32 protein-coding genes are annotated in these 26399 nt (G+C 31.9%); 11 read left to right on the plus strand and 21 right to left on the minus strand.

The features are described 5' to 3' along the window. From Q0649_RS06005 to Q0649_RS06020, 4 genes are all read right to left on the minus strand, one after another. Positions 1 to 4382: hypothetical protein (locus tag Q0649_RS06005; protein WP_298838794.1), on the minus strand; the 4382-nt coding region annotated here is incomplete at its 3' end. Next, positions 4363 to 5094 (minus strand): hypothetical protein, encoded by a 732-nt coding sequence (locus Q0649_RS06010; RefSeq protein WP_298838797.1) that lies wholly within the window; start codon positions 5092 to 5094, stop codon positions 4363 to 4365. The genes Q0649_RS06010 and Q0649_RS06005, both read right to left, overlap by 20 nt. Beyond that, on the minus strand, positions 5084 to 5545 hold the full coding sequence (locus tag Q0649_RS06015; RefSeq protein WP_298838799.1) for a hypothetical protein: 462 nt from the start codon (positions 5543 to 5545) through the stop codon (positions 5084 to 5086). Before Q0649_RS06015 ends, Q0649_RS06010 begins: the two co-directional genes overlap by 11 nt. Beyond that, entirely contained in the window at positions 5542 to 6396 is an 855-nt protein-coding gene (locus tag Q0649_RS06020) for a hypothetical protein (RefSeq protein WP_298838802.1), read from the minus strand. The genes Q0649_RS06015 and Q0649_RS06020 overlap by 4 nt, the downstream gene beginning before the upstream one ends. 148 nt (positions 6397 to 6544) lie before the next feature. Here Q0649_RS06020 and Q0649_RS06025 point away from each other — a divergent pair, with 148 nt between their 5' ends. The 8 genes from Q0649_RS06025 to Q0649_RS06060 all read left to right on the plus strand — a co-directional run bounded on the left by Q0649_RS06025 (position 6545) and on the right by Q0649_RS06060 (position 9319). Continuing rightward, complete coding sequence (locus tag Q0649_RS06025; protein ID WP_298838805.1) at positions 6545 to 6757, plus strand: hypothetical protein; 213 nt, start codon at positions 6545 to 6547, stop codon at positions 6755 to 6757. Beyond that, entirely contained in the window at positions 6754 to 6951 is a 198-nt protein-coding gene (locus Q0649_RS06030; RefSeq protein ID WP_298838807.1) for a hypothetical protein, read from the plus strand. The genes Q0649_RS06025 and Q0649_RS06030 overlap by 4 nt, the downstream gene beginning before the upstream one ends. A gap of 271 nt (positions 6952 to 7222) precedes the next feature. Further along, entirely contained in the window at positions 7223 to 7375 is a 153-nt protein-coding gene (locus Q0649_RS06035) for a hypothetical protein (RefSeq protein WP_298838810.1), read from the plus strand. Positions 7376 to 7379: 4 nt separating this feature from the next. Next, positions 7380 to 7832: a hypothetical protein gene (locus Q0649_RS06040; protein WP_298838812.1), complete on the plus strand. Its 453-nt coding sequence runs from the start codon at positions 7380 to 7382 to the stop codon at positions 7830 to 7832. Beyond that, positions 7822 to 8256 (plus strand): hypothetical protein, encoded by a 435-nt coding sequence (locus Q0649_RS06045; RefSeq protein WP_298838815.1) that lies wholly within the window; start codon positions 7822 to 7824, stop codon positions 8254 to 8256. Before Q0649_RS06040 ends, Q0649_RS06045 begins: the two co-directional genes overlap by 11 nt. Positions 8257 to 8260: 4 nt before the next feature. Continuing rightward, positions 8261 to 8485, plus strand: a complete 225-nt coding sequence (locus Q0649_RS06050) for a hypothetical protein (protein WP_298838818.1) — start codon at positions 8261 to 8263, stop codon at positions 8483 to 8485. A gap of 219 nt (positions 8486 to 8704) precedes the next feature. Next, on the plus strand, positions 8705 to 9142 hold the full coding sequence (locus tag Q0649_RS06055; RefSeq protein ID WP_298838821.1) for a hypothetical protein: 438 nt from the start codon (positions 8705 to 8707) through the stop codon (positions 9140 to 9142). A 12-nt stretch (positions 9143 to 9154) separates the two neighbouring features. Beyond that, positions 9155 to 9319 (plus strand): hypothetical protein, encoded by a 165-nt coding sequence (locus tag Q0649_RS06060; RefSeq protein WP_298838823.1) that lies wholly within the window; start codon positions 9155 to 9157, stop codon positions 9317 to 9319. Here the strand turns inward: Q0649_RS06060 and Q0649_RS06065 are convergent. From Q0649_RS06065 to Q0649_RS06120, 12 genes are all read right to left on the minus strand, one after another. Further along, positions 9300 to 9806 (minus strand): hypothetical protein, encoded by a 507-nt coding sequence (locus tag Q0649_RS06065; RefSeq protein WP_298838825.1) that lies wholly within the window; start codon positions 9804 to 9806, stop codon positions 9300 to 9302. The genes Q0649_RS06060 and Q0649_RS06065 overlap by 20 nt on opposite strands. A gap of 253 nt (positions 9807 to 10059) precedes the next feature. Further along, positions 10060 to 10386: a hypothetical protein gene (locus tag Q0649_RS06070; RefSeq protein ID WP_298838827.1), complete on the minus strand. Its 327-nt coding sequence runs from the start codon at positions 10384 to 10386 to the stop codon at positions 10060 to 10062. Next, the gene (locus tag Q0649_RS06075) at positions 10383 to 10835 is read right to left on the minus strand and encodes a hypothetical protein (protein ID WP_298838830.1); all 453 of its coding nucleotides are present in this window, start codon (positions 10833 to 10835) and stop codon (positions 10383 to 10385) included. Before Q0649_RS06075 ends, Q0649_RS06070 begins: the two co-directional genes overlap by 4 nt. A 48-nt stretch (positions 10836 to 10883) precedes the next feature. Next, a complete protein-coding gene (locus Q0649_RS06080; protein WP_298838833.1) occupies positions 10884 to 11318 on the minus strand; it encodes a hypothetical protein in 435 nt (144 codons plus the stop codon). After that, complete coding sequence (locus Q0649_RS06085) at positions 11290 to 11643, minus strand: hypothetical protein (protein ID WP_298838835.1); 354 nt, start codon at positions 11641 to 11643, stop codon at positions 11290 to 11292. The genes Q0649_RS06080 and Q0649_RS06085 overlap by 29 nt, the downstream gene beginning before the upstream one ends. After that, positions 11640 to 11828: a hypothetical protein gene (locus tag Q0649_RS06090; protein WP_298838837.1), complete on the minus strand. Its 189-nt coding sequence runs from the start codon at positions 11826 to 11828 to the stop codon at positions 11640 to 11642. Before Q0649_RS06090 ends, Q0649_RS06085 begins: the two co-directional genes overlap by 4 nt. 2 nt (positions 11829 to 11830) lie before the next feature. Next, positions 11831 to 11965, minus strand: a complete 135-nt coding sequence (locus Q0649_RS06095) for a hypothetical protein (RefSeq protein WP_298838839.1) — start codon at positions 11963 to 11965, stop codon at positions 11831 to 11833. A 23-nt stretch (positions 11966 to 11988) separates the two neighbouring features. Next, positions 11989 to 13557 (minus strand): hypothetical protein, encoded by a 1569-nt coding sequence (locus tag Q0649_RS06100; protein ID WP_298838840.1) that lies wholly within the window; start codon positions 13555 to 13557, stop codon positions 11989 to 11991. Between the two features lie 9 nt (positions 13558 to 13566). Further along, positions 13567 to 13950: a hypothetical protein gene (locus Q0649_RS06105; protein ID WP_298838841.1), complete on the minus strand. Its 384-nt coding sequence runs from the start codon at positions 13948 to 13950 to the stop codon at positions 13567 to 13569. An 85-nt stretch (positions 13951 to 14035) separates the two neighbouring features. Continuing rightward, positions 14036 to 15631, minus strand: coding sequence for a hypothetical protein (locus Q0649_RS06110; RefSeq protein ID WP_298838843.1), 1596 nt, complete (start codon positions 15629 to 15631; stop codon positions 14036 to 14038). 63 nt (positions 15632 to 15694) lie between these two features. After that, positions 15695 to 16507 (minus strand): hypothetical protein, encoded by an 813-nt coding sequence (locus Q0649_RS06115; RefSeq protein ID WP_298838845.1) that lies wholly within the window; start codon positions 16505 to 16507, stop codon positions 15695 to 15697. An 83-nt stretch (positions 16508 to 16590) separates the two neighbouring features. Further along, on the minus strand, positions 16591 to 17715 hold the full coding sequence (locus Q0649_RS06120; RefSeq protein WP_298838847.1) for a hypothetical protein: 1125 nt from the start codon (positions 17713 to 17715) through the stop codon (positions 16591 to 16593). Positions 17716 to 17884: 169 nt separating this feature from the next. Between Q0649_RS06120 and Q0649_RS06125 the strand changes: the two genes are divergently transcribed. The 3 genes from Q0649_RS06125 (at position 17885) to Q0649_RS06135 (ending at position 19092) form a co-directional block, all read left to right on the plus strand. Further along, positions 17885 to 18439: an HNH endonuclease gene (locus tag Q0649_RS06125; RefSeq protein WP_298838850.1), complete on the plus strand. Its 555-nt coding sequence runs from the start codon at positions 17885 to 17887 to the stop codon at positions 18437 to 18439. Positions 18440 to 18525: 86 nt separating this feature from the next. Continuing rightward, the gene (locus Q0649_RS06130; RefSeq protein ID WP_298838853.1) at positions 18526 to 18798 is read left to right on the plus strand and encodes a hypothetical protein; all 273 of its coding nucleotides are present in this window, start codon (positions 18526 to 18528) and stop codon (positions 18796 to 18798) included. Between the two features lie 51 nt (positions 18799 to 18849). Then, a complete protein-coding gene (locus Q0649_RS06135) occupies positions 18850 to 19092 on the plus strand; it encodes a hypothetical protein (protein ID WP_298838857.1) in 243 nt (80 codons plus the stop codon). Positions 19093 to 19130: 38 nt separating this feature from the next. Here the strand turns inward: Q0649_RS06135 and Q0649_RS06140 are convergent, their stop codons facing one another. The 5 genes from Q0649_RS06140 to Q0649_RS06160 are packed head-to-tail and all read right to left on the minus strand — an operon-like array spanning position 19131 to position 26398. Then, positions 19131 to 20606 carry a hypothetical protein gene (locus tag Q0649_RS06140; protein WP_298838860.1) on the minus strand — a complete coding sequence of 492 codons (1476 nt, stop codon included), beginning with the start codon at positions 20604 to 20606 and terminating at the stop codon, positions 19131 to 19133. Between the two features lie 30 nt (positions 20607 to 20636). Next, positions 20637 to 21788, minus strand: coding sequence for a hypothetical protein (locus tag Q0649_RS06145; protein WP_298838863.1), 1152 nt, complete (start codon positions 21786 to 21788; stop codon positions 20637 to 20639). Positions 21789 to 21812: 24 nt separating this feature from the next. Then, complete coding sequence (locus tag Q0649_RS06150) at positions 21813 to 22070, minus strand: NUMOD1 domain-containing DNA-binding protein (RefSeq protein ID WP_298838866.1); 258 nt, start codon at positions 22068 to 22070, stop codon at positions 21813 to 21815. A 38-nt stretch (positions 22071 to 22108) separates the two neighbouring features. Next, the gene (locus tag Q0649_RS06155) at positions 22109 to 24331 is read right to left on the minus strand and encodes a hypothetical protein (RefSeq protein WP_298838869.1); all 2223 of its coding nucleotides are present in this window, start codon (positions 24329 to 24331) and stop codon (positions 22109 to 22111) included. 39 nt (positions 24332 to 24370) lie between these two features. After that, positions 24371 to 26398 (minus strand): hypothetical protein, encoded by a 2028-nt coding sequence (locus Q0649_RS06160; protein WP_298838872.1) that lies wholly within the window; start codon positions 26396 to 26398, stop codon positions 24371 to 24373. Position 26399: the final 1 nt, after the last annotated feature.

Raw genomic sequence — 26399 nt, forward strand, 5'->3', positions numbered from 1 at the left:
GTAGTAGGATTAGTAGCATAATTATTATATGTAAACTTTATTCTTACATAGTAATCTGTTAATCTACCTTTCAATTTATCAATAGGTAAAGAGCTAAACCATGCGCCGTCAATGAATCTATAATTTCTACTTGATGGAGATATGTTTAAATCCGCACTTGATTGATTATCCGTAAAGCATTCTACACTATTCCAATTAGGTCCAATAGCTTTAAATTGAATATTCTGAGGCGTAACAGCTAAGTCTTTATTGCTCTTAATAGCTAATTCTAATTCGTGGTTATAAACTTTGCCATAAAACTTGCAAATCTGAGTGCCAAAGTTTTGAATATAAATTTGATTTTGGCTATTAATTTTTAACCAATAAGTACTACTTGCAAATAAAGGATTAGTATTAGCTACTGGAGGTGGATAACTTGCTATTGTAACCGGACTAATACACACATATTCTCCTTCTCCTAAATTATCTGTCCCTGACGAAGACTTAATAACATCTCCTATTTTAAAATCAGTAGACGGCATTTGAACACCATAATAAATATAATTCTTAGAGTTATTAACGCTTAACATTAAATCATTATGATTATGGTATATCGCAGGCATAAAGTCATAGAATCCTACAATTGCATTTAATACATGAGAATAACCTATCGTAAAGTCTTTTGATTCAATAGTAGTATAACTATTAGGGTCTATCGTGAAATCATCTTTAAACGAATATTTAAAAGTTAAATAAGACATTTTAAATTTAGGGTCATAAGAACCCGTAATGCCATATCCTAATAAGGGTATTTCTGGAATCTTATAATTATTTGTATTATAAATACTGCCACCTGAATTTGGATAAGCGGTACCCTCATTAAATTCTGAGTTAAAATAAGATTGTAACCCTTTAACTAAAGAAATTTCTTGTATCTCTCCACTCATTCCCATAATACATAACGCTCTATTACGCATATCAAACCACATAAATCCAAACTCTGTTTGAGTTAATCCAAATTGATGTTGATTGCCATAAAAAGATGTAATAGGGTCGAATCTATCTATCACTCCACCAGTACCTATCGTTGTAGATGCGCCACCTGTAGCTCCTAATAATTGCCTTTCTAATACGGGAACCGAGTTAATAGCTTTATTCTGCCATACTAAGACTCTATTGTCTTTAGAGCGTATATTATTAATCTCTCCATATCTACTATCTAAGTCAATAAAATCTGCGGTTAAGAACTTTCTAAAAGAATCTATTGTTTCACCCAAATATTTCTTTCCAGCAAATCTTGCCCTTGATTCAAATTTAGATACAAAAGCGTATTTTGTAGGTAGTGCTGGATATAATATAGCAGAGCCTTCAGAGCTATAACTTTTATTATAAGAATATCCTTCAGGATAGCCCGTTCCTCCTTGAGCATAGGCCATAACTCCTGTTGGATACATAGACTTAGCTGAAATCTTTAATCCTGCCCTTAAATTATAATTTACATTACATTCACAAGGAAAATAAATACCTACAGATAATGGTTCTCCTACTCCTTGTAAATTATTATAAAGTCCATATCCAATGTCTATTAAAGATAAATAACAGTCTCCTCCAAACACTTCTATGTTATTAAAAGTATATTTATTCTGGCCTACATAAGTACCCGAAGCATAAGTTCCATTTAACGTATTTGCTAAAGTAAAAGCATCTATTTTCTGATAATGGCCAGTAGACATATATAGTGTTCCTGCTATTGCGGAATTTGACTGTCCGCCATACTGAGATGACTTATCTGCTCCAGTTACACAATTAGCTATTATCTTATTATCATTGTATCTTAGTGAATCATCTCCGTAACCACCAGTTGTACTATAATGATTTAACTGAGCTGACTTAAATATTATTTTTCTACACCCACTTGAATAACTACCGTTTGGATTACCTAATGGGAATCCAACACCTCCAGAACACACATGATTTGGCTCACTATTTAAAAATACTGGAAACCCAACAGAGCGCTTATTAATATAAGTTGTTCCCGGAGCATCTACGTCAAAAAGAACATCTTCTTCATTTAATCTTCTAAAGCCTTCTCCTTCTGATGAAGTAATTTCAAATGTTCTTGGTGAATAAATGTCGGTTCCAGTTCCTCCAGACAGAGTAAACATCTTCGTAAGCATAAAAGAAGGGTTTGAAGATGAACGTAAATCACTTCCATTTAACCAAAAAGCTTCTTCCATTTTGCCACCTATGTTTCCATAAGGTTTTTCATTATAAGGAGAAATAAATGTGCCTCCAGGTAAATTAGACACCAAGTCATCTGGACATATATATGAATATAAATTACTGTACAAAGAAAATGCATTTATATTTCCTCCAGGAGAAACTGCTACTGGCATAATTTGTTTATTAGTAGATACGCTAAAGTCAAGCATATTTTGCATTACTAATCCTTGAGTAATAATCCTAGCATCTCTTTTTGCTCTTACTATACTAAATCCATCTATCTTATCAATTATTTCTTGAGGTATATCTAATGCTGATATATTTATTGCCGATGCATTTAATACAAAATTACTTTCTGATGATGGATTATTATAACTATACGATTGTAGTAATCCGCCCTTAGCTGGAATACTCATAAAATCAAAATCTTTCAAATATTTAACATAGAATGGATTACCCTTCTTATCAAAGAATAAAATGCCAAACCTATATCTTTCACTACTCCAATATCCTAAATTATGTGAAGATACAGCAGGGTCTTTATAATTCCAAAATGCAGTAGTTAATTCAATAGCATCTTCTACTCTTTTGCCAGTTAAAAAAGACGTGAATTTATTCTTTGTCGTACATGGTCTTACTGCTCCCGCATTAGTAAAATTTATTGTGCTATTTGCGGACAATATAGTTATAACATCACCCTTAAAATATTGAGTTCCTTGATAAAAAACTGTATCTGTATTATCTCCAACTGTAACTAACCACCTTGTATATGGACGACAGCCAAATGCTGGTGGATTTGTATTAGGAATTGGACTAACATCAAATGCCGTGTCTACATTGTTACAATGAGTTGTATCTCCATGCTCCATCATTCTATACGGAAATTGACTCATAGTAACTCCGCTTAAATCTAAATCAAACTCATCTCTTTCAGTTAAGTTCCCAATTAAATTATAGTTTTTATCTGTAGTTAAAGTTTTAACTTTCAGTATGCTTGCTGGAAACAACGTTAAATCACTTACGCTTACATCTCCTAAATTTACATTACCAATATCTTCTATTATCATAGAAGACCCAGTAATTAAAGACTTATTGACTATACTTATAGTTGTAGGTATATCATTTATATTATCATACTCTGCGCAACATAATTCTATTGTATCAAAATTAGTATCAATATTATCTACTTTTACTTTTATAGATTTCTTACTACTAACTAGGCCTGTATTATTTCCTCCACCAACAGTATCTTTATATTTATTACCAGTTAAATATGATGCGAAATTATCTGTTTCAGCGGATATTGGAAAACTTGGATAACTCCAGCTAGACTGAGCTCCTTCTGTAGATAGTGATAATCTATAAAAATAAACACTAGCTCCACATTTCTTATTCCCTGTCCCGTAAGATGAAAATGAAATATCTCCTAATAGCCTGTTAGGAGTCCATGATAATAAATTAATATCAAAATATTCTATTACTTTAACTGACCCAGCAAAATTCGCATAGGAAGTTGTAGTTGCTGTAAATATATTATCTACTATTAATATTGACGGCTTTGTCGGTCCATATAATGTACCTGTTCCAGCAGGATGCTCTACAACTCCACTCAATACCATATATTTTTTACCGACCTGTAAAGATGTAGTATTTATATAATTAGTATAAATATTATTGCCAAAGTTAAATACCTTTGGCTCATTATTATTATCTGTAAAATAAGTTCTTTTAATACTATCATTTTCTTTAAAAGACATACTTTCTATTTGATGTTTTTTAGAAAATTTTAATCCACTATGGTGGTAATAAGGCGTATATGTAGCTGCAAAATCTCCATTACCTCTACTAAATTTAATCAATCCTATTTCTCCATATCCGCCACCATCAGAAGAATCGTTTGTATGAAACACTACTAAATCATCTATAAATGAACTAAATCCTATAGACATTGGAATATCATCACTTATTAAATTAGGAAAAGGAGGTGTACTGGCAGAATATCTTGACGGTAATGTTAGTATATTTCTATTACCATTAGACATTTCAATAGTATAGTGGTTGCCATCATAAGAGATAAGCATGCCATTCTTCATGTTACGATAAGTACCATCCGGCTGTAACATAAAAGAACTATCTTGATGAAGTCCCTTTTCAAACGTATTAATAACTGAATCTGCCATAAGTATTGTTTATATTCATTCCTACAAATAATCCGCGACCAGAATATGGATCGTGCCATAATCTCGCTATCTCTTCTCTCTCTGTTTCTGTTAATTCGCTATCTAAAGCTCTTGAGTGAGCGCATAATCTATCCCATTGATTATAATACCATTGTACCATCTTCATATCCTTTTGTCTCAAAAAGTATTTATAAAGTATGTGGCTTGTTATGGCTTCAATGTGATTTTCTCCAACCTTCATAAATCCATCACAATCTACCGCGTATCCTATAAATTCAATAGTAACTTTACCTTGCTTTGGATTAACCTCAAATATTATTTTATTATTTTGGTAACCATAAGGAATAATCCCAGCGCCAGTTGTTGTTTCGGAACTTGCCGAATCTACTATTAGAAATGTATTACTTGTACTTTGAGATAATTGAACAATAGGATTACTAAATACCTTAGAAAATATACTTCCTACATTCTCACTATGACTCCCTAAGATAGCTCCTTCGACCTTAACACAATTATCTGGCAATTCAGCTAATCCATTACAAATGTCTAATATAGCCCATTGTCTTTCATATTGATAATAACTACCAATTTCTTTTTCCGCTTCATAAGCCCATGTCATAAACATAGGCAAATGCTTATTATGGTCTAATCCAGCCAAATCAATAGCGTTTATAATTGGATTCTTTATTGATATTAATTTATTAATAGACATGCGTTCTTGTAATTAATTTTCCTTTTAATATTCCTTCTTGAACAGCCTTAGTTAAATTCCTATGAGGCTCAAAATATAATCTTTCTTTACTCTTTAATCTTGTAGATTCAAATACAATATCGTAAATATACTCAGATGTACTTAAATTCATATTAGCCTCCGTAACCCTTCCTCCTTTAAACATTAATCCTTTTTCAAGTAATGCCATCACTTTTTTATTTTCTATCGTCTTAGTGGCTTTTATCCACATCTTTGACTGATTATCTATGTTTACTACCTGCCCTAATTCTAAGTTATTAACAATCTCCTCCTCTATATATGCGCTCCAAATTTTATTAATCTCAGGAGTAGTTATTCTTTGTTTAAACTTAGATTTATACATTTTTTTTATTTGGAAATGTAACCTCTCAGTTGTCCACTTATTTTTAATTTGAGGCGCTATCTTCTTCATTGTCCTTTTAATGCGTCATCTACAGAATCATTTACCACATCCGCCACTTCCGATTGCTCTATTTTAAGCTCAGTAGATAATATAGAAATAACTATCTGTCTTGCCATGTGAACGGAAACTGGATAAGGGTCGTTTTCAGTCATTGCCACTTCGTAATTAGTATAAAATAATTGACTTGTACCGCTTGCTATAAACGTAGTAATACCTACCAGTCCTGTAAATATATCTTCTGGTAAATAAGTAACTCCATTATAAACCAAAGAACCCGTAACTCCCTTTACGGTATATAAATACCCTGTTTTAACACCTCCACTAATGATAGGCAAAGTCTTTTTAATCATTAATCCATCTATACTTGCAGGAATGCCTATAAATCTTAATTTAGGCTCTATCTTATTAATATAAATAGAAGTTCCAAATCTTTGGTAATAAGCAAACTTACTCCTTACGTGTTCTTTAGGAATCATCTTCCATATCTCTATAGATTCACGGGTATAAGAAGTCTTACCGCAGGCAGATATAACCTTTAAGCCTAAGTCCAAATTACCATCACCTAATGTAGTTAAGCTAATAACTTCTGGTATTTCAGCTTTAGATATATCGCATTCGCAGAAATCAACTAATGGGTCATCCGCGAAATTCACTCTTGTTAAATCATAAATGCCAAAGTCTATAAGCCAATTTTGGTCAATAACACGAGTAATATTGTATTCTTTTAATATCTCAGATACCCTAACTTGGTCAATTAAATAAGCTAAATAATCCTCGTCAATACGAGATTCATCAGTTCTTGAGAATCTTTCCGCTAATATAAATATAGCATCTACTATCTTTTTACGGGTTATAGCCATTAGCTGTAATTTTAGATTCAAATATACTTATAAAATAAACTGTTTCTAATTCAATTTTGAGTTATTTTTTAATATAATTCAATATTTTTGTAACCTTTTAAAATAACTTTCGTTAAACTATATAATTAATCCAAAAACACACAAAGAAATGAAATACGTCGGAAAACTATATGGGAAATTAGGCAATAAGTACTTTGATACAAGTCATACAAGTGATGACTACGACCTACTTACTGAATCCCTCAAAGAATCTACTGAATTAGCCTCTAAACTTCAATTAGAAAATATTAATCTAATGGCTGAAAACGCGAGTTTACAATTTAGAATGATTGAATTAATCCAAAAACACAAAAAGAAATGATAGGATGGCTTGAAAATTCGCACAAATTAGTTAATATAGAAGATTATGATTTACTTACAAAATCGCTCTCAGAAGCTAACAAACAAAACTTTCAACTATTGCAGGATAAGGTTAAGTTGGAAGGTGAGATAATAGACTTGAAAATTGACTTACAACACTATAAAAAAGTAGCTCAGGATATGAGTAAATTTTAAACAAACAACTTAAAAAATAAAGATGATGCATATAAACAATATACCTTTAATATTTTGTCGATTAACAATCTACTCAGGATTAAATTATAAATGGATAGTTAGACTTAATTTTAAAAAACGAGAGCCTATATTTTTACATATTTTAAAAAGAAAAAACAATTAAAAAATAAATAAATGAAAAAAGTAGTAATATCAAAAGAAGATATATAATTAATTAAATTTATAAATAGGTGTAAACTAACCAGCCAAACGGCTACTAAAAAATAAGGGAATGGCAACAATATATAAAGTTGAAATAGTATCTCATTGGACGGATTACACAAAAGAACAACTTAAAATAATTCTTGAACGTGCTATTAAAAAAGATAAAGCATTAAATAAGTATAAAAATGAAATCACATTAGAAATAACAGAAAGAATTTAAACCCATGAACTACCCATACACATCAATAAAACTAATAGACGGTGAGATAAAAACCGTTGTTAATAAGGAGGCTAAGCCTAATGTTATGATTAACCATCCTAATTATAATGATATAATGATGCTCTGGCAAAAAAACCATGAAGTATTTAAGTTTGCTAATCCACATGAAGAGGGTAATATAATAAGATGTATAGGAGGCATGAATCCTAAAATAAAATACGCTATAGAAGTTACCTGCATCAAAGTTAAATCATTCTTTGATGATGAAAATAAACAACATTCATTTGCTTATTTTAAAGACGATGATAAGGAAAGTATTATAACTTCAATAACTCAAAGAATTAAAGATGAACAACGAAAGCACTCTTCTAATATTGAAAACTGGCATGAAATAGCATCACGTAAAATATATTCAAGTTTTAACATCACTAAAAAATCACACGAAAATGAGCAATAAAACAAAAGAGGAAATACTAAGAGAATGTTTAGGCGAAAATAGTATTGATAATCAGAAAATAAGATATTCTGTATATGAAGCCATGGAAGAATATGCTATTCAATCTCAAGAAACATTAACCGCTAGAATAGTTGAACTTGAAAAAGAATTAACATCTTATCGTTCTTTACTTGATGATTGCTCTGATGAAAATAAAGAAATAAAACAAAAAATAGAATCCCTCACTAATTTATCAGTAATGGAGCTTAGTTGTAAGGAGGATGATTATGAAATTCCACTTATAGGTGATAATGTAATGGTTTGTGGAGAATTAGAAACCACTATAATTAGAATAGAGAATGATAAATATTATTTCTTAGATAATGAAAATATTGAAAAATGGGATACATTAAATGCAATTGAATTAATCCATAAAAAACCCTAACAAAATGGGAAAAACAGCAATAATTATTTACAATGAAATAATGAATGAATGCCCTAAAATAGATACATCTACTCCATTTAAACAATATTTAACAGCTAATAAATTTAATAAGATAACTTCTTTAATATCATTTGAAGAAATGGTTTGGTTTAAATGTAATCCTAATAAAGAATTGGCAAATGAAGTTATGGATATTGCATCTAAAGAAATACTACACAAACAAATTTAATAATAAATAGGATGGAAAATATATTAAAATGGGTTCCAATAGTAGGTACTATATTTACTAATTACCAATCAGAAAAAAATAATTATAAATATTTAATATATCAATCAATATGTACGCTATATTATATATCATTAATGATGTATTTTATAATAACTAATTAACCCCCTAAAAACAGCGTAGTCGCTTAAATTACTTAAACAATCAATTAAAATTAGAAATATGAAAACTATAACAAACGAAATTAAAGCAAAAATACTATTTCAATATATAGGAGCTGACTGTGAGTATAAATGGGACAGAGAGCCTGATATTTTATTGTTAGGAAAATTAACTCTTAAAATATTAGAAAGTATGTACTATGATGATAAAATAATAACTCATTGTTGCGTTAAATTAAAGCCACTATCACAAATAAGTGATGAAGATGCGATTGAAGTGGCTAAATATAGATATAAAGACCCTAAATATATGACTTTTTTGAATATCGGAAAAAGCATCATTAGAGATTATCTGAATAGAGGATTAGCTGATAACAATGGCATGTTTTGTTTAGAATTATTTGAAATAGATTATTTACGCTCAAAAGGTTACGCCTTACCATACTTATATTATTCAATAGATGATTTAGTAAAATTAGGAGTTTACAAACTTATATAAAAAAATACAACAATGAAAAGAAGTAAGCGCATAGAATTAACAGAAAATACGATTAAATATTTAGCTAAAAAAGCAATTGACGAAGGAACAAGTTTTAAACCTTATGTAGAATCTATTTTGGAAAGTTTAGCCAATACACGGTCTGGCAATCGCAAAATCACTTCAAAAGAAAAATAGCGCTCACCGTTGTTAATACAGCCCCAAATATAACAGCTATTTTAGTGCGCTTTTGTTTTTTGACTTCTTTTTTCAGAATGTCGTTAACTGATTTTTGCCAATTATCATGCTCTTGCACTTCGTTAATTATATCGGATTGTTTACGAATTATTGACTGATCCATTTGCATAATAGTTTTATCCGTAGCTATTGTAACACTATCCGATTGAATTACACTATCGCAACTATTAACGGTAGCATCATAGTACTTTAATACTTCGATAGTATCGCATATATGATGTGTAATTAACTCACGGTTACTTTGCTTTAACGCTAAATACTTCGCCTTATGTATTTGCCCTATCGAATCAAAGATGCGTGCATTGTCTTGTAATAGCTTAACCTGTCCTTTAAGTAGTTTAACCGAATCTAAGTTAATAGTTATAATTTTAGTATCTGGTTCCTTAGGCATTATAGGCGCTTTGCTATCGCATTTATAGCATAGCAAAATGAATATAATTAAACCCATTAAAAGGGTTATGTAGGGTCTTATTTTTTCGTACATGGGTAAAATATAACGTTAATTGATATTAATAGATTTGCTCCAAATGCGTAGTAAATGTTTTTGTTTTTCATACCACAAAGTTAAATAAAAAAACCCAAACTATAAAATAATTTGGGTTTAATTCAGAAGTTTAACCCCTGACTAAATTAAAAAAACTGTGGTATACTTCAAATATATTACTTATTTTCTAAATAAACTATTTATTTTCAGTTACTTCAATTGTCGATGTTGGAGTTTCCTCTGTTATAACCGCCTTTGGCTTTTCGTTAAATATTTGTTTTGTTTGATAACCAGCATAAATCATTTGAGCGGTATATATTGCAACCGCTGCGATATAGTCCATTTTATCATGCTTTAATAGATAATGAATTGAAATATCCAATGCAATATTTGCATTTAAGAAAATCATAAAACGCTCTATTCTTTTAGAGCTAAAAAATGAAGGTTGGTCTGAAAAAGTTAATACGATTTGTAACAAAAACCATTTAACGTATTCCCATTTAGTTTTTAGTTTAGGCATCATAATGAATTTGCTAAAGGGGTTTTAATTTTTAATAAATATTCTCTGTATTTCTTTTGAGCCGTTGGATCATTTGAAGCCCAAGCTCCTGTATCACCTCCTTTAGCTTTTAACCTTTCGGCTACCGTAATCATAGAGGCATCCAAATTAGGAAACTTAATAAACTTTCTTTCGCCTCTCGACTTCATCATTAAGCTGTCATTTTCAAATTGCTTATAAATTCCTATTGGCGCATATTCTGGGTGTTGTTTCCAAAACGAGGATAAAGAACTCCATCCGTAAGGCATAGTTTCAACTGTCGCTTCCATTCCTGGCGAAAAGCAAATTAAGAAATTACCACTTTTAAAATGCTTTGTTTCATTTCTAAAAAGTGATTCAACTTTAATAGCCATTTCTTTACCGTAAAGAATTGCTACTTTTTTTAATGATGCTAAAATTTCGATGTCTGTCATTGTTTTTAATTTTTTAAATAAGTAATTATGCCTACGTTCTGTTATCAATTATAAGTGAAAAAATTTAGGTAAAACATGATCCATAATCCAAAACGTCAAACCGCCTATTACTGCTATTAACCAGTTACCTACTTTTTTAAAAAATTTATGAAACCGACCTTTAATCTCCTCTTCTTTTTGAAGTATCGTTAAAGCCTCCCTAACCTCCCTGTTTATAATTTCCTGATTTTTTAAAATCTGAATTATACCTATCTGGTCGAATTGTTGGTTTCCTGTTACTTTTTCAACTAACTTTTGCACTAACTCGTCAAGTTTTTCTACAATAGGCTCCATCCTATTTTGCGAGCTTTGCATATTATTAATGCCTTGAGCCATGTTTCCAGTTAAGTGCTTCATCTCTCTGTATTGAGTAGATAAAACATTCATGTCTGATTTTACAGAAGCTAAATCATTACTAAGGTTTGTTACTTCCGCTGTTGACATACTTATAAAGTGCTGTTATTATTGTTGCTAAAATCATTATACTATCTCCAATTAATTTAAAATCAGTTTCATTAAATATAAATCTATCAATCACATCAGAAACACAAAAACCAATACCGATAGTAAGTATCATTTTACTAAATTTAGTTTGCTCTAATAAGCTACAAATAGAAAACAAAGCAATTACTAAAGCATAAATATTATATCTAATAGCCGTACATCCATCATAATTTATAGAGTATGGCAATATGTAATTTGCAATATTATAATTTAAAGCAAATAATAATACTGAAAATACTGATAATATATTTATTATTAATTTCATGACTGCGGTCTTGGTGGTGGGTTTGGATTAATTGTATCAGTTTGTTTAATTACCATCTGATTTTTAACCTCAATTAATCTTCCATATTTTTTAAGTACTTCGTTAATTTCTGCAATACAAGCGTCGTCATCTTGTTTAATTTTTTCAGCAATTAATTGTTGCGCTTTTTCTAATTCGTTTTCCATATTTATATGTTTTTATGTAATATTTCTAAATCCTTAATAACTTCATCGGTTTCGCTATCAAAGCAAAAACCTTGAGAAACTTTCAATTGATTTATTATTTTATTTAATAATTCTAAACTTATTTGTACTTGTTCCATGTTTCAAATATAATATTTTTTTATTATGCATTTGCTTTAATTTCAATCATTCCACATACTCCAGTAATATCGCCAGCTACGGCTCCAGTACCAACGGTTCCTGTAACTTTTAATATATTAGTATTGCTTAACGTTAATCCTGTAATTTTAGTTACTTTAGCGTAAGCATTAGTGGAAGCTCCAGTAGTATTAGCGGTTGCTACACACCTAACAGATGTTGACCCGTCTCTTATGATTAATAAGTTTACACAAAAATCGGTTGCCACAGAAAGACTTAATGCGCCAGAGTCAAATATTAAAGTTCCTCCAAAGTAAGCTCTTAATTGTTTAGTTAAACCTCCCGTACTCGTTAATTGTAAACCATATTCAGCATCTATCTTATCCCCATTCATAGCTAACGTATTAGCCAATGTAGTATAAGTGTATATATCTTGTTCCGTTGTAACATTAGTACTTGCAACGTCTGTAATGAAATCTTTAATAGTCCCGCCTAAACCATATCTAACTAGTGAGTTATTTGTTTTGTAATGATTATTTTCGTACTCATATAAGCCACCTCTCGCTACGGCTTCGCGTTGTCCGTTTGTTATTTGTAATGGAGCTGTGTTTGCAGTTGCCGAACCAGCGGATATATGTAATATTGATGTTGGCGTGGAGGTGCCTCCTACAAATGTTTTTGTTGCATTTAATAAAGCATAATCAGAGTTAGTATTATTATCGTCACCATGTAACGTCAGCATCTCTTTATAACCTGCGAAATTATATGTAGAAACATTAAATTTCAATTCACTTGTATTATTTATAATTTTGTCGGCAATCCACGATGTCTTAATAGTAGTTGCGTGATACCATTCCATAGCTGGCGCAATTACATTAGCTCCACCAGAAGTAGTTACCATTTTTATGGCACCACCAAAGTAACTTGGATTTGATACTACGTGAATAGCTTCGTTTGTAGTAGCTCCTTTTGCTAATGTGGGAACGTATAAGCCATATTGATTAGTTATTGTGCCGGTTCCAACTCCATCATAAAAATAGAATCCATATCTATTAGTTAAAATTCCATTATTAACCGTTGGGGCATCAGCGCAAAAATATAAATTACCAGTTGTTCCAGTGTTGTTTAATTTTACTTGACTTTGATAAGATGCGTGATGATTATAGTTACCAGCTCCACCTGTTGGGTCGGTTAATATTCCATTATCAGTAAAAGCGTTATTAGCTAAATTTCCTGTAGTACTTTTAAAAACAGTAGCCTCAACGAATCCATGTGAATTGGTTATAATAGAATCTGGTATTGTACGAGCCGAAACTATATTAGGGTCAAAATCTGTATTAAATGCGGTTGTTATAGCTACTCTGTTTGTAACAAACATCGGAATATCATTACGAGTATTACCAACTGTAAAAAATGAATTTAATCCACTTTCTGTGTATAAAAAATTAATACTTGATTGAATGGTATTAGCCGTGCCATTCCCGAATGGTACTAGTCCATTCGTTGCTCCTACACTACCCAATATCGTTCCGCCTCCAGAAGAACCTGAATTTGATTTTTGAGAAATTATTTTCTTTGTAGTAAAAGTAGTCATGTTTATTAATTATTTACCGTAGTATTCTATAGATAATACTGCGAATGTAGCATCCGTAGATATAACCTTAAACGAAACAACGTTTGAGTTATTATTAATTTCAAATAAATCCCCATCTCCCATCCACATACCTACAGACGCAGTAGGAGTAGACCCATTGGCTTGAGTATATCTTATTAAATAAGTAGAATCGGTTGGTGTTCCAGATTTTCTAACCTTAATAATAACACCGCCAACATCTGCACTATTTATACCAGTAAATGGCAAGGATTGAGCTGACGCAGATACAGTTAAATTTTCAGTTAATAAACAAACCTTATCAGATAGTTTACTATTTGTTTCCTTAATAGCATGTATAATTGCCATTGTTTCTTTATCGGGTCCTGATGCCATTTTATTATGTTTTTATAAATCAAAAATAAATAAAAAAAGGATAAGTTTTTAGCTTATCCTCTCTTTAAAGTTAAATAAATATTTATTATGCTTTCCAGCTTGCAGAAGCTAATGCTAATACCTCAGATACAGTTAATAAAGCAGCAGAACCGCCAACATTAACTCCTCTAAAGAATGGCACAACTATCATTCCAGCAGGTAAAACTAATGGAGTTGTTCCTACTGAGTAAACAGGGTAAACAACATCATTTAATTTACAAGTAACTACACCTAATTTACTTACTAATACTTCCACAGAATAATTAGTAGCGTTAGCTAAAGTTACAGGAGTAGCTGTAGATACTACAGTTCCATTTAATGACCCTTGAGTAGAAGCAATTGTAGCTGCCGCTGCCGTTGAACCAATAGCTGCTAATCCGCTATAAGAAAAAGTTTGACTTACTGCCGTTTTAACGTGAAAACCAACTAACCAAGTGCAATTAGCCATTGTTGTAGCTGAAATACGAGCAAAAATAGAGAAATCAATCTTACCTACAGTAAACTCTTTTGGAGCTAATGTTGATAAAGACGGAGTATATTCTGCTCCAATAGCAGCAGTTAATGTTTGGTCTATGATTAAACCACCGTTGCTTGGAGTTGGAGCTAATACAGAATTTAAACCAATATTAGTATAAATCCACTTAGCGTCAGAAAGCAAAGAGTTAGCTACGCCAGAAGTTCCTACAGGAGCTACACCAGCAGGTCCTTGAAAAAACATAACGTTATCTAAAAAATCAATTTGAGCAGTAGGATTACTTAAATATTGATAAGCTAATCCTCTATGCATTGAACGTTCAAAGTTAATATAACCAGCTAAGTTAGCAGTAGATGCACCAGCGCCATTGTCTACATAAGCAGTTTGAGTTAATAACAAGTAAACATAAGAGTTACCATTAAATGCAGTTGGCAAAGCAACACGCTTCAAATAAGAAACTGAGAACATGTTGTATTTTTGGCCGCTTACAGCAGTTGCTCCTGTAGAATCTAATGGAGTATCTAATTCTCCAGAGATTAAATTACCTGTCATAAAGTCTAAAACAGGAGCTGAGTTTAATAAATTTAAACCTGTTCCAAATTCATAAACAGCAGGAGTTGTTAATACATAGTTAGAAGCAGAGAATCCTGTTCCATCTGTATTTTGCATAGGACGCACTAAAGAAGCTCCTTTACGGTTAGTCATTCCTTGCTTGTTGTAAGGGAAATAACCAGCTTTATCAGTTACAGTAAATCCTGCACCACCCGTTAAACTTACAGCAGTAACAAAGTTAGACGCTAATTTGTTAATTTTAAGAATTAAAGCTGCGTAAATAGCTTCACGTTGTAAAGCAGCGGTAGCTCCTAAAGTTGTAATATCAGCAGGAGTTGTGTAAGAATACTTTTTCAAGTTTTCCATAAAGCCATGGTCTACTCTTGAATTGTCTCCAATTTCAATTGAATAAGGTGTACTTCCTACTGGAGTAAAAGCTGTCGCTCCTATTGTTACTACTTGCGCTACTTCAGCACGATAATTGATTTGAGAGAAATTAATAATTCTCCCTTGATTGATTAGGTCAAGTCCTGCGATTAGCAATTCCTGGCCACTGTATTGCACGTCCGTACCTGCGGATGTATTAAACAATACTGATTTGTTTTTCTGTGACATTGGGTTTTTTGGTTTTTATTTGGTTTATAATGAGTGTAAATATAAATACTATTTCAATACAAATTAAGTAGATGCTTTTTCCGCAAATGCAGCATTCTCAAATGCACTTGTTACCCCTAATAATATGTTAGCTGCCATCTTAGCCACGTCATCATGACATTTCTCTGGTAACTCTATAGTAACTAATATAGATGATAATATAACTTGACCACTTGTTAAATTCGTTAATGCGCCATTTGTAGAAAATACCGTTCCAGCTACATAAGTAACTCCATTGTAAACAGAGTCATCTACAGCTGTATATGAGGTGTTAATTGTTAAAACGCCCATGCCCGCATCTATTAAATTAGATTCATTACCCATATAAAAAGGGGTTGGCTGTTTAATGTAAGTCAATGTAGCTGAAGATGCGGTTCCGCCTATTCCCCTATATAATTTTAATCCTGTACTATCTTCTAAAAAATAAGGTTTATTATTGTTAGGCTTTCTAAAAGAACATTCTAATAATGGGCCTACCATATTGTAATTAGTTTCTCTTAAATAAGTAGTATAATTATCTATTGTAGCCGTCATAGATACATAAGTTTGATAATCGGCAGGGAAATTAAAATGATTCTCCGTAATAATACCATTAATAGTCCCTGTAGTTGTCGGCACAGATGTACTTATCTTAATCATTGTGTATAAGTCATCTCTGAACTTCTGTATTCTATCTATACCAATTAATCCTTGTTTATTAGGTCCGTCTATAATATCATCCATTTTATCCTTAATGGCATCGTTTACAGCCTTATTGACTTCTGAAAATAAATATCTTGAGTGCTGAGTAGTATTAGTGTAAACTCCAATAGCATAGTATATCTGTATAGCATTCATAGCGTTAAATTTTAAATAAAAGTAAATAAAAAAAAGGTAAGTTTTTAGCTTACCTTCCTTAGTTTTATGTTTAGTTTAGTTTATTACTTGCTTTCTGCATCAGCAATTTTCTTTAATAAAGTTTCTTTAGAAATTTTAGGGAGTCCCCAACAAGATATTTTAAGTTCTTTTGCTCTTTCTCTTAAAGCTTCTAATTCTTCTTTATCAGAATCATTCTTTTCAACTATTGGCGACATCTCCGCAAATGGACTTTTAAATTCTTCTACCGCCTTAGTTTTAGCTAATTCAGCTTCTAATTCCATTATCTTACGTTGCATATCCACTTCTTTACTTTCTTTACTAACAGTAACATAAATAGGCTCCATAGCTTTCTTACTTTCTGCCTCTTCTTGATTACATTTCATAGTAATAGTGGTTGCAATACCTGTATTGTTAATTAAGAACTGAACCGCCATCTCTTCATTATGACCCATAGGCATATTACCATAGATGTAAGTTCCTGTAGTATTATCAAAAATGATTTTACCTTTAGCTACACCTCTTTTTAATACAGAGATGTACTCGCGCTGTGGATTATTATACAAATCAATGAATTTCTTAGGGTCTAACTCCATAATTCTAAACACTTCATTAGTCATCATAAATACACTTTGATTTGCGTCTACATTAACTCCTAAAGTAATAGCCATTTCTGTTAAAGCACTTCCTTTCAATGTCTCAATAATATCTTCAGCTTTACGTCTTAATGTACGCTTATCAATTTCCTTGTGAGCATTTACTTCTTTATCAATTACTCTCCAAGTGCTTTTACCTTGTTGATTAGGACTTCCTTCTACGTATTGACTGTTTTTAATAACATGCCATGCAATAGCTTGGTCCGGAATAGATAAATCAAATGACATTTTATCGTCAATCCAAAATCCTTTCCATTGAAGTTCTTTAGTATCCGAGTTAATACCACTTGGCACTCCTATGTAAAGGTTTGTTTTCTTGTCGCGTACTCTGCGAACCATTTTAACATTTTCATGCTTATTGGAACGCTTCATGCATTCGATTTCAATAAATCCTTTACGAATACAGATTTTTGGGTTTGCCAGATTAACTATTTTAGTTTCTGAGCCGTTGCCATCTTTTACAACGACATAATCAATGTTCTCCTTCAGCATTTCGCTTACATTTTGAGAATCGGTTAAATTAAATACATTCATTTTGTTTATTTTTATTTATTAAGCAAATATAATAAAATTATACATTCTTTAATTATTTTATTATATTTGCGCTATAAAAGCGAGGGCATTCGCTCAAAGATATTTTTTTTAAAGTAAACCTTATTGGTTAGTAGTCATGCCCGATGAAAGCCATTAAGGTTTTTTTATTATGAAAGAGATAAAATTAGGTAAAGGAGATTATATAACTCAAGTAGATGATGGAGATTATGTTTTTTTAAATAAATGGAAGTGGTTTGCTAAAGACGGAAGAGGCGGAAGATTTTACGCATATAGACAAGAATTTACAGGAAAAAGATATAGTAATGGCGATAAAAAATATACGCTAATAAAAATGCACAGAGTTATTTTATCATTATCAGATAAAAACATATTAGTCGACCATAAAGACAGGAACACCTTGAATAACCAAAAAAATAATTTAAGAATCGCTACAAGCTCTCAAAATAGTGCCAATAGGAAAGTTTTAGAAAATAGAACGTCTAAGTATTTAGGAGTCAGTGTTAAAAAAGTTTACTGTAGAAATGTTAAAAAAGAGATAATACACACGTATATTAAATATGTTGCTCAAATAAAAAATAATTCAAGAAAAAAAGAATTAGGAACTTTTCCATTAACCCAAGAAGGAGAAATTTTAGCCGCTAAAAAATATGACGAGGCTGCTAAAAAATACCATGGCGAGTTTGCTAATCTTAATTTTAAGTAAAAATAACTCAAAGTTGAATTATAAACGTAACCTTTTTGATTTATATACGTTTAAATACATTATCAATTTAATAAAACTATACAACTATGACAAAGAAGCAATTATTTAAAAGATTAGGAAAAGAAGTTTATTTTGGAAAAATTATCAGAAATGACAATAATGCAGTTGTGTTAAAGGAATGCTCTAAGCAAATTATAGCAAATATTTCTAATGATGGTGTTATGTTTTATGAATTTAATCATTTTAAAAAGCCTGAATCATTCTTATCATGTTTTAAATCCGAAAAGTCTTTCGATAATGCCTGTAATAACCCTAAATTTTATAGATTTAAAGAAAAAATTAAATCTTATTTTATGTAACCTTTTTGGTTTACCTGCGTTTAACTAGTAAAATTATAAATTATGCACAAAGTGAAAATACAAACAACTATAAGCGAATCCGCATATAAATTAGCTTGCATTATAGGCCCAATGAAAGGATATGTTTGGAACGAAAGCGTATTCTATTATTACACAAAAAATAATAACCACACTATTGAAACTGCATTTTTAGAAATAATTAAAAAATTTCCAATGAAAAATTATAAATTTAATTTTATTAAAAAAGAAAATGATATATTTTACTATGAAATAGATGTAAATAAAAAATCCTAACATTTCTGCTAGGATTTTTAAGTTTAATTGTTTAATGATTACATACCCTTACGGATGATAATCCATTTTTTAGTGTTATAGATAACAAGTAAATCTTGTTTTAACATTGCCATCTTCCAAGCATCTTCTTCCGTAATAGCATCTCCAGGTAAACCCGTCATACCATTAATAGTAGCTGTGATATTTGAACGATTAACTCCGTAAGCACCTTTAGGTATAATTTCGATGTTAGAATCCATAAATGAACCTAAATCTCCACCAATATAAGTACTTGACATGATTAATTGACCATCATTACCTCTCTCAGGAAAACGTAATTCATCATCAAATAAAGGATGTTGTACAAAAGATACTGAACTACCTGCAAAGTTCATTTTCATGATATGGTAACCTACTTCGATTTCAGCACCACCTACTACGTCTTGCTTTAATTGTGCATTCTGAGCAGCAATAAAACGAGCCATTTTCTTCTGAGCATTGTAGTAACCATCAATACCTGTCATAAAGATAATGTTTACACCTGTTGTAGATGTAGAAGATTGCTTAGTTAATAATTTCATTGAATCAACAAAATCATCTTCTGTAGCCTCTCCATTTACACCTGAACCATATAATTCATTACCTCCAGAGATTTGCTCTTCAATACCGTCACCCATGATAATACCGTTACCAGTTTCATTATCAGTTAAGTTAGCTACACCCGCGCGAGAACCATCAGAGTTTTTCATAGTAGAAATACCGAAGATTTTAGCATACTCATTTTCCATAGCCCATTGAGCTTCAGCTTGACGTACTTTCTCGAATTTCCAACCTTTAACTGGACCATTAGAAGACATGTATTCATACCATAATACGTCAGTAGCAGCATCACCTGAAATACTAACAGTCTTACGTTGAGTAGTCATATCTACAATAAATGTATCAGGGAATTGGTCACGACCGTATCCTTTTAAAGACTTCTCTCCATAACCAGTTGTAGAAGGGAAACAAGTATAAGTTCCGCTTGGTTGAGCAGCAACGTGTGTAGCGAATACAAATAATTCTTTTTGTGGGTGTTGGAATGAATATAACCATCCAGCAGCTACCTTAGTAGGTTCAGACATAGTCATTGCAGAGAAACGATTACCATAGAATACTACCATTTGACCTTTGTAGATGTAGTTATCTTTCATGATTAATTGAAAAGAACCATCTGCATTAGTACCACCTACTTGAGATAGGATAGTAGAAGATTTTTGAATACGACCCATTACGTTGAAACGTAAAGAATTGTCTCCAATAGCTTGACCTTCTTTGATTTTACCAAATTTAGTTGGCTTATTAATGTCAATACCGTAAGGGCCAACAGCTCCAGATGTTAATAGAGTTGTTAATTGACGTTGGTCTACTCGCTCTAACATTTGGCGGATAGCTGGAAATTTTTGCTGATTTCTAATTAAATCAGACTCTAGGGTACAGTCTGCTGAGAATGTACCTCTTACTAGGTTTGTTTGACCTGGATTTAAAGTTGGCATAGTTGTTTGTTATTTTTAAGGTTTAAGTTTTTAATTTTTACCTTTCAAAACAGCGTCATTTTCTAATCGTTCAAAATTCCCTTCTATTGTGTTTGTCATGTTTGTTCCTGCTCCTCCAGTTATTACTGGCGGTGTGTTATGCAGTTTATTTGCTATTTCGAGTTTACCTTTATTGTAGCTCTTAGCTTCAATATTTTTAACGGCTTTGTCTCCTAGCTCTACAAAGGCTATAAATTTGGCTTGCATAATTGGGTCTTTCATTAATTGGTTGTACTTGCCATTATTGAACCTTTCAGTTAAGCCTTTCTTAGTTTCTGGAGCAAGTGGCTGACCAATAAAGTCTGACATTTCATTCAGAGCTTTTACTATTGAATCAGATTCCGCTTTGCTTTTTTCCGCCAAGAAGTTATCTTTATTCGCTTTGTATTTTTCAATTATTTGTTGGTAATTAGATTCTATTGCTTGCGCTTCCGCATCTAATTCTAATCTTATTCTTGTTGCTTCTAATCCTACTTGACCATTTTCAGTTGCATTTTCTACATACTTATCAATAAAGTCCGTATCAGCATTAGGTAATCTTATTTCTAAATCAGCTCTGTATAATTCTACATCTGTTAAAGCTTTAAATTTAGCTATGTTGTTTAAAGGAGCCTCAATTTGTTCTCTCGTTAAACCCGATTTCTCAAGTTCAATTTGCATGCGCGTGCGTGGGTCTAAGTCGTGAAAGTAATCTTCCATTTTTTTAGAATCTACTTCCGCTAATTTCTTTTGCAATGACTCAGTTTCTACTGCTAATTTAGCTGTTATATAAGCTTCTGGAGTATCTTCGGATATTTCTAAGCCTTCGTATTTAGCATAAGATACCCAACTATCAGCTTCTCCTTCAGTAGCGCTATCATCATCTAAAGTTAATACATCCTCTACAGGAACATCTTTAACTTCTTCAGCAATAACTTCTTTAACTTCTTCAGTAGGCTTATCCGCATCTAAAGCAATTTCCGTTTCGGCAATTTCTGCTGGTGTATTTTCTGTTTTAACCTCTTTTTTAATTTCTTCTTTTGGAGCTTCTACGTTTCCGTTTAAAGTTGCATCAGTTGATAATAAATCAAAATTCGGCTTCATTTGAGTAGGCTCTGCGTCTCGCTGAGTATTTTCTACTACTATCGTTTCCTCGTTTGTCATGTTTTGTATTTTAAGTCAAATATATTAAATATTTGTATTGTTTAGATTTTCGTTTGAAAATTTATATTGATATTCCCATTTATATCCTTTATATAAATTTCTTTTCTTTTTAAGGCAAGCGGTTAAATTAGCGCTTCCTTTTGCATCACCTTGCATAACTCTTGAGGCTTCTGAGATACTTTCAAATTTTTTTATAAATTTTCCGTTAAAATCTAATTGAATTATAGATATCCTTAAGTTTTCATTTTTTTGATTAGCATGAGATTCTTTTAATTTAATCAAAGTATCTTTTGTTGGTCTTTTACCTGCATTTGCAATACTTAACTTCCTTCTGTCTCTGCGCCTTGCTCATTAATAAATTTGTGTTGATTTTCTATTACCTTATTTCCTGCCGCTGCCGCCTGAACCTTTATATCAACATCTCCCTGTAAGATAATATTATCTTTTTGATTAGACTGTTCATCCTCTCTTGCTTCTCTCGCTAACGCTATCTGTTGTTGTAATTGTTGAGCCTGCATTTGTTGTTGGTTCTGCATATTAGCTTGTTGTGATTGACCTTCAATTTCTTTAATCTTAGCCCAAGACTCTTCTAATACAGCTTTTTGATCCGCAAATGATTCAGATATTAAAAACTTCAAAGCATCTTCAGGACGCATTTCTTTTGCGTTTAAAGAAGCTTCCATCATCCTTTGCATAAACTGCTTAATCTCTGCGTACTTACCTCCATCTTGTAAATGAACGCCGTAATCTTTAAATCCTATCTCTTGAGATACTTTTAAATATTTGAATTTACTTACTCCTAATATCTGTTCACCTTTCTCTAGTTTATAGAATGCCCAAGTAACTTTTGTACTTTCCACCAACTTAGTTAAAGTTTTATTGATATAAAGATACACTCCGTAAAAGAATGGTTCTGTTATTGTCCTAGAAGCTTGAATAGCTGAATTAGTATTAGTTGCAGTTGCACTAGCCTGTATTTGACCTTCTCTATCATTGTTAATTCCAGTCATCTTATCCATCATGTTTAAGATGTCATTTTTTAATGCCATTAATTGCGGAAACGATGAGCTTAATCCTAAATCATGTACCTTAACAGGGTCTCCTTGCATAGAATCTCTACCGTGAAAGTTACCGCTTGCTGATGTATCATAAGTGAAAAAACTATCATTTACAATATCGTAATTTAATTGAGTTACAGATTTTTTGATGCCTAATGTAGCTGTGTTAAATCCTATGAATGTACCCTTATGTTTATTTACATCTTTCAATATCTGATACATTACAATATCAAATATATTAGACCAATTCTCCATTTCATTCATTAATGAGATACGTCTTCCATCTACTGTTCCACATAAGTAGCCTGTATAAGAACCACTTAATATTTTAGTTGGGTCATCCACACTTCTCATTTGAAATTGTGCACGGCGCATGTTAGTATCTAATTCTTTAAGCCCACCTATACGAGTTGCTTCCCATAGGTCTTCCATATATCTTACTTCAATCTCATATTTACCTTTCTCTACTTGTTGCTTATGCCAATCAATATTCTTCTCATAAGCTTCTGTGTCCATTTCTGTATAGATGTACTTCTCGCTTGAGTCAAATGCTAATTGAGTAGCTGTTTTAAGAACTTTCTTAAAATACATAGCTTTAACAGACTTCCATTCTATATGGATTACTTCTACTACTAATCCGCCAACAGGTGAATGCCTAATTACATTACCAGCTTGTGAAATATAACTCTCTGGATTACTAGATATATCTTTTAGCTTCTCTACTTGCGCAGGCGTTAATCTGTATCTTCTTAATACATCATGCACAGATAGCCATTGACGGCATCCCATAATAGGACTTTTCTCTAAATATGTATCTCCTTTTATTTCTTCATAAATAGCATCTCGTGGGTCAATACTGATATACTGAGTTTCTCCTTCTTCATCTCTTTCTATCTTACCATAAATCATTGATGTAACCGCGCAATTTAACAAATCATTAGAGAATTTTTGCTTTAAATCTAAAGAAGGTATTTGCTCATTTAATATAATTTGCATGATACTTTCTTCCTTATCTTTTGGAGACATTCTCTCAAACGTCGGATCGTCTTCTCCATCAGGTATTGGCGCACCCTCCATTACATCTACCCCTACCTTATCTTTAAGATGAGTTAATTCAGCTTTAGCCTCCATAGCTCCGTACATAAAATCCATCTGCGCCATCTTTTCAGATTTAGCTTCTCTATTTATAGTTTCTACGGTAGCGTTTAAAGGACGAGTTAAAAACTCTCCTACCATTAATTTAATCTTAGAACTATGCGCCCTGTAAGGAATAAACTTAGCTCTATTTTGTTTGCCGTAAGTTTTAGTTAAATATAATACACTTTCTGGTGGCTTTATACCGTTGTATGATTTAAAAGACTCATCCATTAGTCCTCTTTGATAATTAGAGTTTCTAAGTAAATCTTGGCCGTAATCTAAATGAAGTCTACACCAATCAGGCGTTTTTTTTGACTCTGGAATTGCTTGATCTGGAAAGGACCTCATGTTATGTATTTTTACTCAAAAATAGTAAAATTTAATTAACTAACTACCAAAACCTTCATAATCTGTTTCAGGATTTTCTGGCCTTGTAAATTCTCCAAACGGAACCATATTTCCAAACTTATCTTTATGCCATCCAGGAAGACTAAATGGGTCTTCTTTTTCCTGATAAGTATCATCTCTCGGAGCAACATTCAAACTAATAGATTGTACTATTGCAATTCCATAAGCATCCGCCAAGTCATTATCACTTCCTATTTCTACTTCATCAAAGTTACCTAACTGATTAATTAATTCAGGAAACCAAATATTTTGTACATGGTCATATATAGCTGTCTGCATAGCTCCTACCATTAAATTTCTACTATGCGCTATTAATCTAAACCAAAATTCACTTTTCTGCTCGCTATTTTCGCTTTCAAATTTTATAGGTCTATGCGCTAAATATTTAGTACATCCATTGTTTTTATACCAAGCTAATATACCAGAACTACTCGCCAAATCACCTAATGTATTTCCAACTAAATCATAATAAACAGATAACTTCAAACACATTTCAAAGAATATTTCTTTTCTTTTTGGACGGGTACAAATAACTGCTACTGGCATATTAAATGGAATTCCAAATGGATTAGGGCGAGTAATTACGCACATGCCTCCTAAAGACTTAGATACCGCTACGTCTTGATCATAACTATCAATTCCCGCAACAAATAAATTCTTATACTTTTTATCTGGATGATATTCATTAAGTATTAAAATACAATCACTTTCATCATCTGTATCTTTGGCAGGAATAGCTTTTACCCTTAATGGATTTATCCTTTCTCCTTTATCGTTAGTTATCCATTCTAATTTCCACTTTAAGTATTTGTCCTTATTGATTAAAATCTCATCCTGTTGAGCATTTATTTTTTGTATATCAAATTTATTACTAAACATCTTTCTAAATATCTCCGCCTGAGTAAGTGGATTATTTTGTAAGTGTTCTAAGTAAAGTTTAAGCTCTCCCTTTTTAAGTTCTTCGCGCTCTTTTAAAATATCTTCCTTGGCGGCAACTAAATCTTCACACCCTATTAATTGATAAGGTTTATAAATCTTAGATAAATTTGGAGTTATCCCTATTACCTTGCCCTTGCGAGTTGCTCCACCGTAATAAGGTTTTTTAAATCTTTCCCCAGTTAATACAAACATAATAGCATTAACATCTTTTAAATTCTCTACGATAAACTTAAAATCCTTAGAGCCTTTATTAATATTACCTCCTGTACCGAAAATATACATTACCCCTACCTGCACTCCGCCGTCTGTTAAAGCATCCTTAGTAGCAGAATAAAACTCTTTAAAATTCTCAAACTCACCTGCCTCTTCGCAAATAACATCATTCAAATAAGTTCCTTTTAATATATTTGGATTATTATGTGCAGTTCTTATGTAAATCTCTGTCTTTATCCCCTTCTCTACATCTTTACCATTTTCTACTACTACATATCCCGAAGTAATCTCCTCTTCATTCTTAGTTAATTGATTCAACTTAAACTCAGGTACCAATAATGATTCTGATATTTTAAGCTTCTTAATAAAGTCATCCGCATACGTCTTTTTACCCGCTGCCACGCCTGCGTGATAGGCAGGAATAAACCTATAACCATAATCTACTACTGCTTTCTGAAAGAACTCAGATACTCCGGCTCTACGCTTTTTTGGTAGTACTAAATTTAGGTTATTATCTTTACAGAACTCCACTACATAAGCTAACTGTAAGTGCATATCGCAAAAGTCTGGAGTAATTACGCCTGTTACGGTTGCCATAGAGTTAAAATTCATATAATAATAGAATCTTCCGGGCAAAAATATTCCACCCGTCTGATAACCATTAATACATCTATATAATTGCTCCGTCCAATACTGTTCATGTTCTGGAGTGCCTATACATTTAGGATTAGATATACTATCCGCGTATTCTGGAATGCCATTTACTACTACTGGATTCGGCATAAATCCCTTCGATTTAATATATGGTAACTGAGGTATTGGCAAATCTTCTATTCTCTTCCCTGCGTAATTCATA

Source organism: uncultured Clostridium sp., assembly GCF_937920395.1.
Lineage (GTDB): Bacteria > Bacillota > Clostridia > Clostridiales > Clostridiaceae > Clostridium_AD.